Source organism: Balneatrix alpica DSM 16621 (assembly GCF_000619885.1).
GTDB lineage: Bacteria > Pseudomonadota > Gammaproteobacteria > Pseudomonadales > Balneatricaceae > Balneatrix > Balneatrix alpica.
The window spans coordinates 333378-350054 of the sequence record NZ_JHUZ01000006.1; the positions used below are offsets into that span (position 1 = coordinate 333378).

The 16677-nt window shown below is 57.8% G+C and carries 12 protein-coding genes; all 12 read right to left on the minus strand.

The genetic code is table 11. From position 1 onward, the window contains the following. Positions 1–59: 59 nt before the first annotated feature. Complete coding sequence (locus Q334_RS0102145) at positions 60–1016, minus strand: GGDEF domain-containing protein (RefSeq protein ID WP_027311768.1); 957 nt, start codon at positions 1014–1016, stop codon at positions 60–62. Between the two features lie 217 nt (positions 1017–1233). Beyond that, positions 1234–1506, minus strand: coding sequence for an HlyU family transcriptional regulator (locus Q334_RS0102150; protein WP_027311769.1), 273 nt, complete (start codon positions 1504–1506; stop codon positions 1234–1236). A gap of 11 nt (positions 1507–1517) precedes the next feature. Next, entirely contained in the window at positions 1518–2897 is a 1380-nt protein-coding gene (locus Q334_RS0102155; protein ID WP_027311770.1) for a sigma-54-dependent transcriptional regulator, read from the minus strand. Next, positions 2890–4962 carry an ATP-binding protein gene (locus Q334_RS0102160; RefSeq protein ID WP_027311771.1) on the minus strand — a complete coding sequence of 691 codons (2073 nt, stop codon included), beginning with the start codon at positions 4960–4962 and terminating at the stop codon, positions 2890–2892. The genes Q334_RS0102155 and Q334_RS0102160 overlap by 8 nt, the downstream gene beginning before the upstream one ends. Before the next feature lie 44 nt (positions 4963–5006). Beyond that, positions 5007–7241: a putative bifunctional diguanylate cyclase/phosphodiesterase gene (locus tag Q334_RS17680; protein ID WP_051527449.1), complete on the minus strand. Its 2235-nt coding sequence runs from the start codon at positions 7239–7241 to the stop codon at positions 5007–5009. 202 nt (positions 7242–7443) lie between these two features. Beyond that, entirely contained in the window at positions 7444–8784 is a 1341-nt protein-coding gene (gene astB / locus Q334_RS0102170; RefSeq protein ID WP_027311772.1) for an N-succinylarginine dihydrolase, read from the minus strand. A gap of 10 nt (positions 8785–8794) precedes the next feature. Further along, positions 8795–10264 carry a succinylglutamate-semialdehyde dehydrogenase gene (gene astD, locus Q334_RS0102175; protein WP_027311773.1) on the minus strand — a complete coding sequence of 490 codons (1470 nt, stop codon included), beginning with the start codon at positions 10262–10264 and terminating at the stop codon, positions 8795–8797. Position 10265: 1 nt separating this feature from the next. Continuing rightward, complete coding sequence (astA, locus tag Q334_RS0102180; RefSeq protein ID WP_027311774.1) at positions 10266–11297, minus strand: arginine N-succinyltransferase; 1032 nt, start codon at positions 11295–11297, stop codon at positions 10266–10268. A 105-nt stretch (positions 11298–11402) separates the two neighbouring features. Continuing rightward, positions 11403–12419 (minus strand): arginine N-succinyltransferase, encoded by a 1017-nt coding sequence (gene astA / locus Q334_RS0102185; protein ID WP_027311775.1) that lies wholly within the window; start codon positions 12417–12419, stop codon positions 11403–11405. A gap of 10 nt (positions 12420–12429) precedes the next feature. After that, positions 12430–13665, minus strand: a complete 1236-nt coding sequence (locus tag Q334_RS0102190) for a hydrolase (RefSeq protein ID WP_027311776.1) — start codon at positions 13663–13665, stop codon at positions 12430–12432. Positions 13666–13861: 196 nt separating this feature from the next. After that, positions 13862–15979, minus strand: coding sequence for a hypothetical protein (locus Q334_RS0102195; protein ID WP_027311777.1), 2118 nt, complete (start codon positions 15977–15979; stop codon positions 13862–13864). 159 nt (positions 15980–16138) lie between these two features. Next, positions 16139–16633, minus strand: a complete 495-nt coding sequence (locus Q334_RS0102200; RefSeq protein ID WP_027311778.1) for a GlcG/HbpS family heme-binding protein — start codon at positions 16631–16633, stop codon at positions 16139–16141. Positions 16634–16677: the final 44 nt, after the last annotated feature.

Sequence of the window (16677 nt, forward strand, 5' to 3'; positions counted from 1 at the left end):
ACGCGAGCGTCATGCTGGCTGCTCAGCCAGTGCAGGCTAGTCCATGAGTGAGGGGAGGATTATTTTTCTCGCTTATGTTTATACATTTGTCGATCGGCCTCGTGCAGTAACTGGGTGAGGTCGATGGGTTGCTCGGGCTGCCAGTGGGCCATGCCGACGCTGGCATGCAGCTGATAGCAGCGCCCTTGTTCGCGGTTGAAGGTATCCAGCTCACTGGCAAAGCGTTGCAAAATACCCTGTACCTGATTGCGGCTGGTTTGGGCTAACAGCACGACAAATTCATCGCCCCCCAAGCGGCCGAGCACATCGCTATCACGGAAGCTTTGTTTCAGTACCTGGGCAAAATCAACCAGGGCACGATCGCCTTCCAGATGCCCGAAGGTGTCGTTAATCCCTTTAAAACCATCCATATCAAAAAATAACAGGCTGGCGGGATGGTGATGACGTTGGCAAAACTTCAGGGTGTGTTCGGCCAGAATGCTAAAGCCGCGGCGGTTGGAAATATGAGTCAGTTCATCGACGGTGGCGATTTGCAGGGCGATGAGCTCTTGCCGGGCCATATTGGCCAGGTCTTGCAGTAAAGCCAGATCTTCCTCGTCGAGTTTGCGTGGGCGGTTGTCAATTAAGCAGAGGGTACCCAGGGCGCAACCATTGTCGAGAATCAGTGGGAAACCAATGTAAAAACGGATAAAAGGCTCGTTGGTAACCAGCGGGTTGTCGGCAAAGCGAGGGTCTTGACGGGCATCTTCGATGATAAAAGGCTGATCGGTGAGGATGGCATGGCCGCAAAAGGAAATATCGCGGGCCGTTTCACAGACATCAATTCCTTGTTGCGATTTAAACCACTGACGCTGTTCATCCAGCAAACTAATCAAGGCGATAGGTACGTCGAACAGCCGTTTCGCTAGCCTGGTCAGGCGATCAAAACGCTCCTCAGCAGGGGTGTCGAGAATATTCAGGGCGTGCAGCTGATGTAGGCGCTGCAGTTCATTGCGGGGTGCGGCAGGTTTTTCCATCACAACAACTCAGATAACTGGGTTAACCGGGCATCCTGCGTTAGTGCACTTAACCTGATGCATTCCCTGGCTCAGGTGGATGTCTGATAAGTAAGCCTTTTTTGGTGCCGCTTCAAGCCAAATGGGTAAATTTGCTAACGACGGATTGAGTCTGGCGCCTTTCTCACCCCTGTGAGGGGCAGTCGGCTGTGGCCAGCCGACTCGAGACTGGTGTCCGTTAGGCAAAAATCCGCTCGCCTAGTTGGTCAATGGTCATCTTGGCCTTGCGCAGGGTCAGCTCGGCACACTCATCGGCGCCACCGACCAGATCGGAGCGGATAAACAGATGCTCCTGTTCACCTTTGCGAATCAGTGCCTGCACCCGATATTGGCCACCCATGGCCTGAGGCTGAGGCTGGATCTGGTAGCCCTGGTATTCTTCCACCGGGTAACGGTTGTCGGGGCCCTGACTGGCACTAAACAGGTTTTTCAGACTATCGAGGATTCCCATGCTGTGACTCCTTAGGCAGCGGGGCTGTCGTCGTCATCAAGAAAGTCGTGACGCGCCAGCCCGTATTTTTGCATTTTTTGATTGAGGGTGCGGCGGGGCAAATCCAGTTCATCCAGCACCGCTTTAATGTTGCCCTGATGGCGGGCCAGTGCCGCCTTGATCACTTCGGCTTCAAAGGCTGCCACCTGCACGCTCAGCGGCACGCCAGGTTGGGGGCTGGGGAGCTCGGTAAAGGCGGCATGGGGAAACAGCAGCTCATTGAGGCTGAGATCCGGGTCGAGGGCAAAGCGTACGCTGATGTTTTTGAGCTCCCGCACATTGCCGGGCCAGGGGTAGGCCTGCAGCAGGCGCTGATCCTGCTCACTCAGGCGGCGCGGGGGTTGTTCATGGTGGGCGGCGGCCTTGTGCACATAGTGGCTAAACAACAGCGGGATATCCTCACTGCGTTCACGCAGCGGGGGAATATGCAGCTGAGCCACATTGAGGCGATAGAAGAGGTCATTACGAAAGCCTTCCTCTTCGAGCAGGTCGACCTTGGCGGCAGCGACGACACGCAGATTGACGCTGATGGGCTGGTTGGCCCCCAGCCGTTCGATCACCCCTTCCTGCAGGGCCCGCAGCAGGCGGATTTGCAGGTGAGCGGGCATTGATTCGATTTCATCAAGGAACAGGGTGCCGCCATCGGCGTATTCAAATTTGCCGATACGACGCTTATGGGCACCGGTAAAGGCACCGGCCTCATGGCCAAACAGCTCACTTTCAATCAGGTTTTCTGGAATGGCACCGCAGTTAATCGGCACAAAGGGGCGTTTGTGACGCAGGCTGAACTCGTGCAGGCATTGCGCCACCAATTCTTTGCCGGTGCCGGTTTCGCCATAGATGATGACGTTGGTATCCAGCCGGGCGGCCTTGAGCAGATCGCGTTTGAGTTTTTGGATGGCGGGGGAGATACCGATCAGTTTGGCATCCAGGCCTGATTGATCCTCCAGACATTGCTGCAGACGCAGGTTTTCCAGGGTCAGGCGCTGTTTTTCGCAGGCCCGGCTGAGGGTTTCCACCAGGCGCTCGGGTACGAAGGGCTTTTCCAGGAAGTCATAGGCGCCATCGCGCATGGCCTGGGTCGCCATATCCACATCGCCGTGGCCGGTCAGTAAAATCACCGGTAATTGCGGCCAGTGTTGCTGGCAGTGGGCGAGTAACTGCAGGCCGTCCATCTCCGGCATGCGCACATCGGTCAGTAATACCCCTTCATAGCCCTGCTGCAGCTGGCTCAGGGCGCTGGCGGCATCGGCACAGGGTTGCACGCTAAAGCCGGCCAGACGCAGCCATTGCTCGGTGGCTTGGCGCACCATGGCTTCATCATCGACTAATAGCACCTGTCCTTTACTCATCTTCAGGCTCTCGTTGCAGAATCAATTGAAAGCTGGCGCCGCCGAGGGGGCCAGGCTGTGGCAGCAGACTGATTTGGCCGCCCAGGTCACGCATGATAGAGCTGACGATGGCTAAACCCAAGCCCAGGCCCTGGCCGAGTGGTTTGCTGGTGTAGAAGGGATCGAAGATCTGGCTGCGTGCCTGTTCATCAATACCGGGGCCGGAATCATGCACCTCCAGGGCAAACAGCTGTGGGCTCAGGCACTCGCCACTCATCTGCAGGCGTGCGGGGGATGTTTGCCCCTGCATGGCATCCAGGGCGTTGACCAGCAGGTTGGAGAGCACCTGCTCCAGACGATGGGGCTCGGCCAGCAGGCTCTGTTCACAGCCCTGGACGCTGACTTCCACCCCCTGCTCCTGCAGACGCGGCTGAAACTGTTTGAGTACCCGCTGCAGGCTGGCGGCTAAAGCGACCGGGCGGAGCTGATCCGGTTTTTGATAGGCGAAACTTTTCAGTTGGCTGGTAATGGCGGCCATGCGGTCGGTGAGTTGATCCAGCAGGGCCAATTGCGGTGCCAGCTGTTCGGGCTGTTGCAGCAGCTGGCGACAGATGGCGATGTAGGTGCGCATGGCGGTCAGGGGCTGATTCAACTCATGCACCATCGCGGTGGACATCCGCCCCAGTGCCGCCATCTTGCCGGCCTGCACCAGCTCTGCCTGGGCAGTTTCCAGCGCCTGGGTGCGTTCGCGGACTTTTTGCTCCAGGGATTCATTGGCGTCACGCAGGGCGGACTCCAGCCGCTTGCGGCGGCTGATATCAATGATGGTGGCAAGATAGGTGGGCTCTGGCATCGCCGGCATCGGCTGCAGCGAGAACAGCATGGGGAACTGGCTGCCATCGGCACGCCGTCCTAAGGCCTCCTGGGCGCGGACGGCACGAAATGGCGGTTGCTGGAGACTGTGTAAGGCCAGACTGACCGCGCCAGGCCAGGGTTCCAGTAACAGCTGATGCAAGCGCAGATGACGGGCGAGGCTGGGGGAGAGGCCAAACTGCTGCAGCGCCATGGGGTTGACGAAGAGCATCTCGCCCTGCTGATTGAGGGTAATCAAGCCGACCTGGGCCTTGCTGATAATGGAGCGCTGCTGCACCTCATTGCGTGCCTGCACTGCGCGGGTTTCCTGCTGGGAGCGATGCTTCAGGCGGCGTTCACGCAGGTACAGGCTTAACAGCGCCAGCGCCAGGCAGCTGCCGAGGGTGAACAGCGACAGGGTTTGCCCGGTGCGATGGGCCGGCAGGGTCGGGCTGAGGACGCTGAGGGTCCAGTGCAGGTCATCCAGGGTGACGCTTTGCACCAGCTGTTGCCCTTCGGTTAGCTGCCACAGTCGCGCCCGTACGCCATTACTGAGGGTTTGTAGCTGACGTCCCTGCAGCAGATTATCCAGTGCCTGCTGACTCCAGTTTGGCAGGGTGGCGAGCATGACGATGCCTTGCGGTGTGCTAAAGACATAGTTGCCTTCACTACGCAGTTTGCTCGCCAGATGGCTCATGTTGACCTTGACCACCGCGACTCCCATAAACTCCGGGCCAAGGTAAATGGGGGCGGACAGGTAGTAAGCGGGCTGCTGATTAATGTCATAGAGGGTAAAAAAACTGCCGCGCTCTCCCTGGCGGGCCTGGGTAAAGTAAGGCTGCTCATGGTGGGGCTGCAGGTAAAAATCCTGCTGGTCACGCCAATAACTGTGGGCCAGGGCGCGCCCCTGGCGGTCGAGCACAAAGAGGGCGGAGCTGTTGGCAATCAGGTTGGTCTGTTCCAGGAAGAGGCTGACATCGGCCTCCCGTTCTTTATCACGGGCGACATCCGCATAGAGCAGCAGATCACGTACCGCGCGATTTTGCGCCACCATAAAGGGGAGATATTCATAGGCGGAGAGGGCACTGCGCAGTTCGATCACCAGCTGCAGCAGTCGGTCTTCCCCTTCGCTTTGCAGCTGCTGTAAGCGCCAGTCCTGGGCGTGCTGGCCTACCTGCCAGGTGAGCAGCAGAGACAGGCTAAGGCTCAGCATAATCAGAAAGGGTCGTAACACAAAAAAGCCCTCAAATAAGAGGGCTCTAGAGTGCCAGTCAGGCGTTAACGCTGCAATCCATTCAGGCTGGCTGAGGCTCCTGGTTTGGTTAAATCTGGGCTAAAGCGCCAACCGGGATTAGCCCGCATGTCGGCATGGGGTTTACCCAGTAGGAAGCCTTGTCCGAGATCACAATGGAAGCGCTTGAGCAGTTCCAGTTGGGCCTCGGATTCGATGCCTTCTGCCACCACCTGTAGTTGCAGGGTGTGAGCCATAACAATAACCGCTTCGACGATTTGTCGATCCTCTTCATCCTTGTCCAGATCAATCACAAAGCTGCGATCCACTTTCAGCGTATTCACCGGCAGCTTCTTCAGCTGGCTAAGGGAGGAGTAACCGGTGCCGAAATCATCAATGGCAATGCTAAGCCCCAGCTGACGACATTGGTTGAGCTGGTGGATGGCACGTTCCAGATCATCCAGCAGCATGGATTCGGTAATTTCCAGCTCCAGTAGTAATGGCGGTACTTTTTGTGCGGTCAGCAGGGTGCGCAGGCGCTCGATAAAGTAAGGGTCTTTCAGCTGTGCAGCACTGACGTTGACGGCAATTTTGACCGGTGGTTGGCCTTGGTTGAGCTGCTGGCTAAGCAGTTTGCAGCTTTGCTCAATCACCCAATAGCCCATATCTACTATCAGTCCAGTCCGCTCGGCAATTTCAATAAAGGCGCCAGGATAGATCAGCCCTTTGTGTGGATGTTGCCAGCGTACCAGGGCTTCATATTTCTGTAGTTGGCCGGTATGGAGGCTAAAGATCGGCTGAAAGTGCAGTACCAGCTCACCACGACGTAGGGCCAGACGTAGCTCTTCTTCCACCTGCATGTTCTGTACCGCTTGCTCTTGCATTTGCTGGTTATAGAAATGGAAGGTGTTTTTACCCTGTTGTTTGGCGGAGTAGAGTGCTAAGTCAGCATGTTGCATCAGCTCATTGGCACTTTTGCCATCATTGGGCAGCATGGCAATGCCCAGGGTCGTCTTCATCACAAACTGGTGGTCGGCCAACGGAATCGGCCGGGCGATCAGTTCTTGGATACGTTCGGCGTAGAAAGCGACGGCGTCGTAACTTTGTACATTGCGCAGCAGCAGGGCAAATTCATCACCGCCTAGACGTACCAATAGATCGGTGTTTTTTACCTTATTGCGCAAGCGTAGTGCGATTTTGTTGAGTAGCTCATCACCGAGGTCATGGCCGAGGGAGTCATTAATGCGTTTAAAATCATCCAGATCGAGGTAAATAAGGGCGGCTTGCTGGTCGCTCCCTAGTTGCAGCACCAAAGCCTCTAGCTCCTGCAACAATAAACGGCGATTGCCTAGCCCGGTGAGGGAGTCACGAAAGCTGATCCGTTCGACCTCACTGATTTTGGCGTTAATCAGGCGACGCAGCCGTTCCGGCTCTTTTTGCAGGTAGCGCACTAGCCAGGCACAGCTACCGGCGAGGATGAGCACCATCACGCCCTGCAACAGTAATACCCACAGCCGCTCAACCGGCTGGGAAATCTGCAACTGCCACTGGCTACCGGGCAGACGGATGGGGTAAGCCTGACTCAGGCCGGACTGAAAACGTTGTTCTGGGTGGGAGTGGAAGAAGGTTTCACTTTGCCCGGTTTCCAGGTTGGTACGACTGAGTTGGTAGTGGTAGCCACTACGGGCCAAGTAGGCCAAATTTGTGGCTTCGTAGAGCTTTTCCATGCGGATAAGGACGGAGGCGAGCCCCCAAAACTCTTCTTGGTCTCCGCGATCAATGAAGATTGGCTGGCGACCAATAATGGCCTCGCCCCCCTGGATCAGCGTAAAGGGGCCGACCAAGATCATGCGGTTTTCCATCACTGCCTGCTGGGTCTGGATATTCTGGGTTTGATCTTTACTGCCAGTCAGGACGTTGAGACCCAGGGCGCGTTCATTACCAGCCAGAGGGTAGATGTCAGTGATGACTCCCCGCGGGGCCAGTTGCAGGTTGGTAAAACCACCCACGACTTCGCTGATCTGCTCGGCTAGTTGGGGAAAATCATCGGGTTTGCCTTGCTCACGTCTAACGGCAAGCGCCAGCATCTGAGCGGCAGAAAGGGAACGGAAGATATGACGTTCGAGGGTGGATGCCTGGGTATAGGCCAACTCTTGCAGCGTTTGATTCACCCCAGCGCGCCATTGTTGGTCATAAATGTAGATGCCCAGCCCGCCTAAGCCTGCTACCGCAAGGAAAATCATCGGTACAAAGAGCCGATGGAGTAACAGGGAGTTAAGCATGGCAAATTCCAACAGCGTTAGTTATACCCCCTGACTATGCGGCTGGTTGGTTCGAATCTGTATCAGCAATAGGTAGATTGGCGCCGTCTGCGCCATGGCTGCCGTGATTAGGGAACTTGGGTCAGTAAGACTGGCAGGCCTGACAGTTTAGTCAGGCAAACCCTTGCCCAGAGGGGGCAAGGGTAAGCTTGAGGCAGGCAGATTAACCGCGTTGGAACGGATAGACTGAGCCCAGATTGAGAATGCGGGTCAGTTCATCCAGGGCGGTACGGGACTCGACCAGCAGTTTGGGGTCGGCCAGATCGGCTTCGGTTAGACGATCACGATAGTGCTTATCGACCCAGGTGTTGAGGGTGGCGAACAGCTGATCGTTCATCCATACCGAGGGATTAACCGCAGCCTTTTCCTGCTCATTCAACACTACCCGCAGACGCAGACAAGCGGGGCCACCGCCGTTGCTCATGGACTGGGTCAGGTTGAATACCTTCACTTCCTTGACCGGGGTGCCAAGGTTGGGCAGCTCCTGCAGATAGGCCCAAACGCTGGGGGTCTTACGGCACTCTTCTGGTACCACAATCGCCATGCCGCCGCTGGGCAGGGCAATCAGCTGGGAGTTGAACAGGTAGGATTTTACTGCATCCAGCACCGGTACTTTGGCGGTGGGGACTTCGATCACGTGGAACTCACCTTCACCAAAGGCAGCTTTGATCTGGGCATGCACTTCGGCCTGGTTGAGGAAGGCCTGCTCATGGCAGAAATGCACATTCTGGTTACCCACCGCGATCACATCGTTGTGGAACACACCGGCATCGATCATCTCCGGGTTCTGCTGGGCGTACACCACCTTGGCGGGGTTGAGGCCATGCAGACGGGCTACCGCTTCTGAGGCTTCATAGGTGTGACGGGCAGGAAACTTGACCGGCGCCACTTTACGGCTGTCGAAGGCGTATTTACCGAAGACGAAGAACTCCACCCCTTGCTCACCGTACTCACGGCAGAAACGGGTATGGTTGGCTGCACCTTCATCACCAAAGTGATCCACGCTGGGCAGGGCGGGGTGATGGGCAAAGTGCTCATCATTGGCAAACATGGCCTGCAGAATACGGCCAGTGACCGGGTGCTCGGTGGAGCGGTGGAACTTGTTCACCAGGTTGGCAGGGGTAAAGTGCACCCGGCCATCGGCGGTATCGGCACTGGGGGAAACGGTTGCCGCGTTAGCTGTCCACATGCTGGAGGCGGAACTCACCGCCGCCAAAACCTTGGGCGCCTGCTTGGCTGCGGCCGCTAGTACCTCGCTATCGGAACCGCTAAAGCCCAGCTTGCGCAGGGTGTGCACATCGGGACGCTCCTGCGGTGCCAAGACCCCTTGCCACAGGCCGAGATCGGCCAGGGCTTTCATCTTTTGTAGACCTTGCTTGGCCGCTTCCTTAGGGTTGGAAGGGCTGGCTTCGTTACCCATGGAGGCAACGTTGCCATAAGACAGACCGGCGTAGTTATGGGTAGGCCCGACCAGACCGTCAAAGTTTGCTTCAAAGGCTTTCATACTGGCTCCTTTAGAGTTTCAAACCCGGGCTGTATTGGGCAGGCAGGCTCAGGGCTTCTACTTCGATGGAGGCCACCGGGTAGGCACAGTAGTCTGCCGCATAGTAGGCGCTGGCCCGGTGATTACCGGATGCACCAATGCCGCCGAACGGCTGGTTGGAAGCCGCGCCCGTGGTTTGGCGGTTCCAGTTAACAATGCCGGCACGTGAACGCAGCAGGAAGTATTCATACTCGTCACGGCTATCGCAGAGGATACCGGCGGACAGCCCGTAGCTGGTGGCGTTGGCCAGGGCAATGGCGTGATCCATGTCCTGGTAACGCAGCACCTTCAGCAGCGGGCCAAAATGCTCTTCGTCCGGCAGTTCGATGCCGGTCATATCGATCAGGCCCGGGCTTAAGAAGCCAGTGCCTTCTTGCAGTTTTTTCACTTCTACCAGGCTCTTGCCGCCGCGAGCGATCAGGTCAGCCTGAGCTTTCAGAATGCTGTTGGCGGCGGCTTCAGACACCAGGGAGCCCATAAAGGGCTGAGGATCGGCATCCCAGGCGCCGACTTCGATCTTGCCGATGGCGGCGATCAGCTTGGCCAGGAAAGCATCACCCTGGGCATTGGCGGGGATAATCAGGCGGCGTGCACAGGTGCAGCGCTGGCCACTGGTGATATAGGCAGACTGGATGGTTTCGTGTACGGCGGCATCCAGATTGTCGGTTTGACCCAGTACCAGCGGGTTATTGCCGCCCATCTCCAGTGCCAGAATTTTGCCAGGGTTGCCGGCAAACTGTTTGTGCAGCAGATGGCCGGTGGGGGAGGAGCCGGTGAAGAACAGGCCATCCAGCTCGGGGTCGTTAGCCAGGGCAATACCGGTTTCCTTTTCACCCTGTACCAGGTTGAGTACGCCGGCGGGGATGCCGGCCTGCTGCCACAGTTTCAGGGTTTCTTCCGCTACCCAGGGGGTCTGCTCGGACGGTTTGAAAACGACGGTGTTACCCGCCAGCAAGGCCGGTACGATATGGCCGTTGGGCAGGTGTCCCGGGAAGTTATAGGGACCAAATACCGCTACTACGCCGTGGGGCTTATGGCGTAGCACCGCTTTGCCGCCAGGGGCTGCGGATTCTTTAGTGCCGGTGCGCTCGTGGTAGGCCGCGATGGAAATGCCAACTTTGCCGATCATGGCCTGCACTTCGGTGCGGGTTTCCCACAGGGGCTTGCCGGTTTCCTGGGCAATGACGCGGGCTAAATGCTCTTTGTTGCTTTCCAGCAGCTCAGCAAAGGCTTTGACGATGGCTTCACGTTGGGCAAAACCGGCCAGGGCCCAATCGGCAAAGGCGGCACGGGCGGCTTGCATAGCACTGCCAACCTGCTCGGCGGTGGCGGTTTGACAGCTCCACAGCAGTTCGCCATTACCGGGGTTGGTGGATTGCAGTGTGTGACCTAGACCTTCAACCCAGGCGCCATTGATAAAGTGTTTACCTTGTACTGACATCTTAAAATCTCCGTCCGGGTGACAGGGGTACGACGCGCACGGTGTCCCCATCTTCGACTTTCAGGGCTGCGGCGGCTTCAGCAGGGAGCACCACCTGGTTGTGGTCATTAATGCTGAGGGCAAGTTGAGTGCAGCGGTAATCATTGAGTTCGGTATTGCTGACCAGATGCAGTTCACCGGCTTCCGGCTGGCCAATCCGCACGCGGAAATAGCGGCTTTCACGTACGGCGCGGATATCCGCCACCCGGGTCTCCAGGGTGGGACCGGCATCGAAAATATCGACGTAACCCTCATAGCGGAAACCTTCGGATTCCAGCATGCGCCGGGCCGGTACGGTGTTGTCATGCACTTTGCCAATCACGGACTGGGCTTCGGGGGGCAGCAGGTTGATGTAGAGCGAGTGGCGGGGCATTAACTCGGCGATAAAGGACTTGTTGCCCAGACCGCAGAGACGATCGGCTTCGGCAAAGTCCATGCTAAAGAAGTGACGTCCCAGCCCTTCCCAGAAGGGGGAACGTCCCTGGTCGTCGGAGTAGCCCCGCATTTCGGCGATGATCTTCTCGGCGAAGCGATGGGGGAACTCTGCCAGGAACATAAAGCGTGACTTGGACAGCAGGGCGCCGTTTTTGTCTTTGCGGTATTCCGGGCGCAGGAACAGGGTGCACACCTCGGCACAGCCGGTGTGGTCGTTACTCAGGTACAGGGTGGGGAAAACGTTGTGTACTTCCATCTCCCGCGAGGCATGTACCAGGGTGCCGATGCGATAGTTATACCAGGGCTCGTCCATGCCCACCGCGGATTCCAGGCCGCAGCAGCCAGCCACTGTGCCGGTTTCGCTGTCTTCCATGACAAACAGGTAAGACTCGTTCTCCGGCTTATTCAGTTTTTTCGCAAAGGCTTCCAGTGAAGCCTGAATGCGTTTGCTAATACGCGCCTCATCCGGGGGCAGGGAGGTAAACCCTACTCCCGCAGCGATGGCCAACTCCATCAGGGCGTTGGCGTCATCGGCGGTGACAGGACGAATGATCATCATGACAGGACAACCTTGTTTTGCTTGCGGCCACGCCACCATGGCGCGACCCTGGGCAGCCGGTGTGGGCCGGCTGAAGACCCGGTATCCACCGGGTCGGTGTTTTGTTTACGCTGGCAGGGGGGCCAGACGAATTTCGTCGCCTTCTTGCACCTGCAGGGCTTCCGCCTGCTCGGCACTGAGCTGGACTTCGCTCTCACTGGGGCTGAGCGTCAGTACCAGGGCGCGGAAGCCCTGGGCGCTGGTGTTGCTGACCAGATAAGACTGCTCGCCACCGGCTTGACCGATGCGCACCCGTAGCAGCTCAGAGCTTTGCACGGTACGAATCTGACGGGCCTGGCACTCCACGGTGGGGCCGCCGTCGAAGATGTCGATATAGCCTTGGCTCTTAAAGCCTTCTTCTTCCAGAATCTGGTAGGCCGGCAGGGTGTCATCGTGGGGCACGCCCAGCACATCCTGCGCCTCGGGGCTAAGCAGGGGCACATAGACCGGGTATTGCGGCATCAGCTCGGCAATAAAGGCTTTGTTGGTGATGGAGGTCAGCTGGTCCGCCTGGCTGAAATCCATGCTGAAGAAATGCCGGCCGAGGCTTTCCCAGAAGGGAGAGCGGCCTTGTTCATCGGTGACACCACGGATTTCGGAAAACACGGTATTGGCAAAACGCTGGCGATGCTGGGCGATAAAGAGGAAGCGCACCAGTGACATCAGCAGCCGATTCGCCTGTACCCGGTATTGCTGGTCAAGGAACAGGGTACTGACCAGGGTAGAGCCGGTGTAATCCTGGCACAGGTACAGGGCCGGAATGCGGTTGTGGATATGCAGCTCGCCGGAGGCGTGCACCACCGACTGCTCCCGGTAGGAGTAGAAGGGGGAACGAATGCCCACCGCTGCCTCCAAGCCGGAGATGCCGACCATCTTATTGCTGGTGGTGTCGACCAGGGCGAAGTAGTAACGCTCAGGCCCTGGCTGCTCGATATCGCTCTGGAAGGCCTGACGGCTGGCGGAGATCATGCTGCTGAGGGCATCACGGTTCTTCGGCAGGGTGGTGGTGCCCACCGGAGCTTGGGCAGCAAGTTGCTCCAGATCCGGCAGGTCTTGGAATTCGATCGGACGAACGATTAGCATCGGAGCCTCCTCAGCGGTTCAGCCAGCTGCGGTCGGCATCGGTGGCCAGACGCAGCAGGATCAGGGCAGTGAGCTTAGCGCGCTGACTTAAGCTGGCCACCTCAACGTATTCTTCATGGGAATGGATTTTGCCCCCTACTACCCCGAGGGTATCGATATTGGGCAGGCCACAGGCGGCCAGGTTATTGCCATCACAGCAGCCACCGGAGGGTTTGAACTCAAGGGACATACCCAGCGCCTGCCCACATTCGCTCACCAGATCAGCCAGCTTGCGATTGGCGGGTGATAACACCTTGGGCTTGCGGCCAAAACCGCCGTGCAGCTCCAGGCTGATGCCATCGCGGGCATTGATTTCAGCACTCAGGCGTTGCAGGTGGTCAAGGCACCATTGCTCGTCTTCTGGACGCTCCAGGCGAATGTTGAACTTCATCACCGCCAGATCCGGCACGATATTGACCGGGCCACCGGCTTTGACATAACCGGGGTTGATGGTGACGCCTTGACGCTGACCGTTGAGGTCATCCAGGGCGCTGGTGAAATCGGCCAGGGCGCGGATGGCATTACGACCCAGGTGGTGCTCGCGTCCGGCATGGGCTGCCCGACCACGGACGACCACGCTGAAGTTGCCACTGCCTTTGCGTTCGCCGGCTAGATTGCCATCGGGGAAGGCTGGCTCATATAACAGGCCGACCTGGGTGCGTTCAGCAAAGACGGGGAACAGGGCGCTGGAGCCGGGAGAACCGATTTCTTCATCGGGGTTAAGCAGGATATCCCAGCCCAGTTGATCGGCATAAGGGCTCTGCTCAAAGGCTTGCAGGGCGGTCAGCATCAGAATCAAACCACCCTTCAGGTCGGCAACGCCGGGGCCATTGAGGGTGTCATCGTCCAGCCAGCGCACCTGCTGAAAGCTGGAGTCTTGGGGGAAAACGGTGTCGAGGTGACCGCACAAAAAGACACGTAGGGGCGCTTCGGGGCGTTTAGACAGTTGCAGGGCTCGCCCAAGGGGACGCACTTCTACTTCACCCTTGTCGTTGACGACTTCCTGCGGGGCCACCTCATGCCAGCTCAGCTCGGCACCCAGATTGGCGGCCAGCTCGGCAAAAGCCTCAGCGGTGCGGTTAACCCCCTCGACGTTGTAGCTGCCGGAGTTGATATTGGCCACCCGAATCAGGTCCTCGACCATGCGTTGTTGCTGGCTGTCGATCCAGTCCAGGAAGGGACGGAACTGTTCCGGGGTATGGCTCATCTGGGGCTCCTTATTATCTCTGTCAACTGATCGCGGTATGCACGGCGAACAGGGCCAGTATCATTTATAGCTAGGAGCAGGGCGAGGAGCTATCAGTGATGCGACCGGATTTTGCGATTTCACTCAGATTCGCAAGTCGGGGTCGCAGGGAGGAAAAAGAAAGGGCCCCGTCACGGTAGCGGACGGGGCCTGAGGGTTACTGGAGGCGCTGATAACGGTAGAGGCTGATCTCGCCCTCTTCGTTATAGAGGCACTGGAAACCCTTGGCATCGATATTGATGATCTGACAGCTGGCGTTGTAGGCAATCTGTTCATCCCATTCGCCATCGCAGCTATCACGACCCTGGAACTGACCATTTTCCATCAGCAGACGGCTGCCCTGTTGGCGCCACTGGTAGCTGATGCGGCTGGTATCGCAGTCCAGGCCCGCTTCACGGCCAAGGAACAGGCCTTTGCCATCCTGGCCGATCTGCTCTTCACCCACCACGTCCTGGCTTTGGCAGTCATCACTTTGGTTAAACAGCTGATAACGACCGGCCAGCTCCGGCAGCTTAGTCTGCTGGAATTGGGTGAGTTGTTGGCTACGGGTGCTCCAGCCTTTACCGGTGATGTCCATTTTGACTACCGCTTGCACGGGCATCTGGCGGAGATCATGTACCAGGCTGGCCTGCTCGATACAGGCTTGGTCGGCTAAATCGTCCTCCAGACCGCTAAGGTCACTGAGGTCGCGGGCGGGTAGGCTGGCAACCAGCTCTGTGAGCTTGGTGATATCAACGCTGACGCTGCTAAGGCCGTTAATCTCCAGTTTTTCTTGCTGCAGGGCGCTGGCCTGTTGTTCGGCCTGGGGACCCAGCGCGGCCACCAGGTGTTGACCCTGGATACCAGCCTTCATGGTCAGGCCGGGCAAGAGCATGGACAGATCTACCTCACCCAGGCTGCCGTCCTGGGGAATCTGAATGCCCTGGCCGAAGGGGCTGGCGGCCAGCATGCTGATCAGGGTGCCGGGGTTGTCGCTGGCAATGCTGAGCAGGGCATCCAGCTTGGAATTAAAGGGGTTTTGCTGATCAAGCTGAAGGCCGTAAAGGCTGAAGCCAATCCCTTTAATACCCTGCATCATGCCGGTGGCCATGCCCAGGTAAGCGGGGCTGAGGCTGGCGCTGGCCTGTTGCAGCTCAACCAGTTCCGCGCAATCAAATTTGGCTTCGGTAAAGGCTTTCCAGAGCTCCGTGGTAGCGGGTACCAGATTATTGATATCGGTACCGAAACCTAAGGAGAACAGCGCTGGTTCAGCCTGCAGGGTGTGGCTGGGCAGGTGACCACGCAGCTTGGCCAGGGCCTGACGAGTCGGCTCGTGTTTGATCTCCAGCACGGCTTCAGAATCCACCCGATAGCCCTGGGGGGAGAATTCGCTCTGATAATAACCGCCGACAATACGAGGGGTTTGACTGATTAAACCGATGATTTCCTGGCGACAGGCCGGGGTCAGGTCTTGATTCACATTGATCTCAGCACGGCTCAACAGTTGTTGCAGCTGTTGGGCGGCAGGACTGGAGTCAGGCTGCAGAACCAAACGGGTCAAGCGCTCAAGATGGAACAGCAGGATCATCTCCTCGCTGAAGCCATAATCTTTACGCATCTGCGCCAGTTCAGAGCTTTCTTGCAGGGAGGTGACCGGCCGCACCAGGCCCAGGCGCTGGCGTACCTGGGCATCATTATCAAAGTTGGAGAGCAGGGTCAGGGTGGCCAGACCCTGTTCCAGGGTAACGGCCATATCCAGGTATTCACCCTGTTGTTCCAACAGGCGCCAGCGTGATACCTGCAGATGATCCAGTTGACTCTGCTGCGGCTGTAGGCCGCTGTCTTGGCTGAATTGGTTAAAGGCTTGCCAGAAGTTCTGCTCGTTGTTGACCGGCATCTTGATCACCGGATAGAGCCCATCCATAAAGAAGGCTTGGCTGCGGCTCAGATCCAAACCATAGCGCTCGACCAGCTGGCTGGGGCGGTCGAGATGGTTGAGCAGATCCAGCAACAGTGCATGAAGAAAGCGGCCACTGGGCTCGGCGGGTTGCTCTTGCTGAAGCAGAGTACGTATTTCCTGCAGATCCATCTGGCTTAACCCTAGCGGTAGCTTATCCAGATTTTCCGCCAGTTGCGGGTGAGGTGTGCCACCCACGTAGAAGAAGGTGTCTGCGGGGGCATAGGCCTCCAGTGGCAGAGCATCGGCTCCGAGCCATTGTTTGAACCAGCCCTGTTGCCAGCCCAGACCAGCACCGGCCGCGATGGCCAATGCGCCTACTCCTAACCATTTTTTCATGGGGTGGGATTCCTTGTCCGTTACCAGAGTGCAGAGGGGGATCTGCGAACGCGGACAATACTAAACATTTAGTTACATGAAGGGTATGGGGAATTAACAAAAAGCCTGGAATAAAGCCGGGAAGGGGCAAGCAAGCCTAAGGGCTTGCTTGCAGGGGCATTAGTTGGCGAATACCGCCTGAATAGCTTGTTCGGCACAGGCTTGATCCAGGTGACCACCGGGGGCGCCACCGACACCAATGCCGCCCAGGCGTTTACCGTCCTGTTGCAAGGGCAAGCCGCCCCCCAGTAACAATAGGTTGTCATCCATTGCCGCCAGTCCGGCTAACTCTGGCTTATCGGCAATGAGTTGGCCGAGCTCGGCGGTATTACGGCCCATGCTGGCGGCGGTGTAGGCCTTGCGGAAGCTGCTGCTAACGGTATGGGGGCCGGCGAAGTCAGAACGAACAAAGGCTCGCAGAGTGCCAGCACTGTCGACTACGCTGACAGCGACGTTATAGCCATCTTTTTGGCAAGCCTGTAATGCCAGCTCAGCCAACTGTTGGCTGCTGCTCTGGCTCAGTAGGGGTTGTTGATTCAAGGTGGCGCTGTGGCCGACAGTGGCGAACAGGCTAAGGCTCAGGCCGGCTAACAGATGAGTGAAGGTGTTGTTCATGGCAGTTCCTCCCAGGGCGATGTATGTCGTAACAGGTTAGGGGG

Bases quoted from the DNA above. Each gene is read 5' to 3' on its own strand.
- Q334_RS0102145 (WP_027311768.1), bottom strand. From the start codon at position 1,016: ATGGAAAAACCTGCCGCACCCCGCAATGAACTGCAGCGCCTACATCAG.
- Q334_RS0102150 (WP_027311769.1), bottom strand. From the start codon at position 1,506: ATGGGAATCCTCGATAGTCTGAAAAACCTGTTTAGTGCCAGTCAGGGC.
- Q334_RS0102155 (WP_027311770.1), bottom strand. From the start codon at position 2,897: ATGAGTAAAGGACAGGTGCTATTAGTCGATGATGAAGCCATGGTGCGC.
- Q334_RS17680 (WP_051527449.1), bottom strand. From the start codon at position 7,241: ATGCTTAACTCCCTGTTACTCCATCGGCTCTTTGTACCGATGATTTTC.
- astB (WP_027311772.1), bottom strand. From the start codon at position 8,784: ATGAAAGCCTTTGAAGCAAACTTTGACGGTCTGGTCGGGCCTACCCAT.
- astD (WP_027311773.1), bottom strand. From the start codon at position 10,264: ATGTCAGTACAAGGTAAACACTTTATCAATGGCGCCTGGGTTGAAGGT.
- astA (WP_027311774.1), bottom strand. From the start codon at position 11,297: ATGATGATCATTCGTCCTGTCACCGCCGATGACGCCAACGCCCTGATG.
- astA (WP_027311775.1), bottom strand. From the start codon at position 12,419: ATGCTAATCGTTCGTCCGATCGAATTCCAAGACCTGCCGGATCTGGAG.
- Q334_RS0102190 (WP_027311776.1), bottom strand. From the start codon at position 13,665: ATGAGCCATACCCCGGAACAGTTCCGTCCCTTCCTGGACTGGATCGAC.
- Q334_RS0102195 (WP_027311777.1), bottom strand. From the start codon at position 15,979: ATGAAAAAATGGTTAGGAGTAGGCGCATTGGCCATCGCGGCCGGTGCT.
- Q334_RS0102200 (WP_027311778.1), bottom strand. From the start codon at position 16,633: ATGAACAACACCTTCACTCATCTGTTAGCCGGCCTGAGCCTTAGCCTG.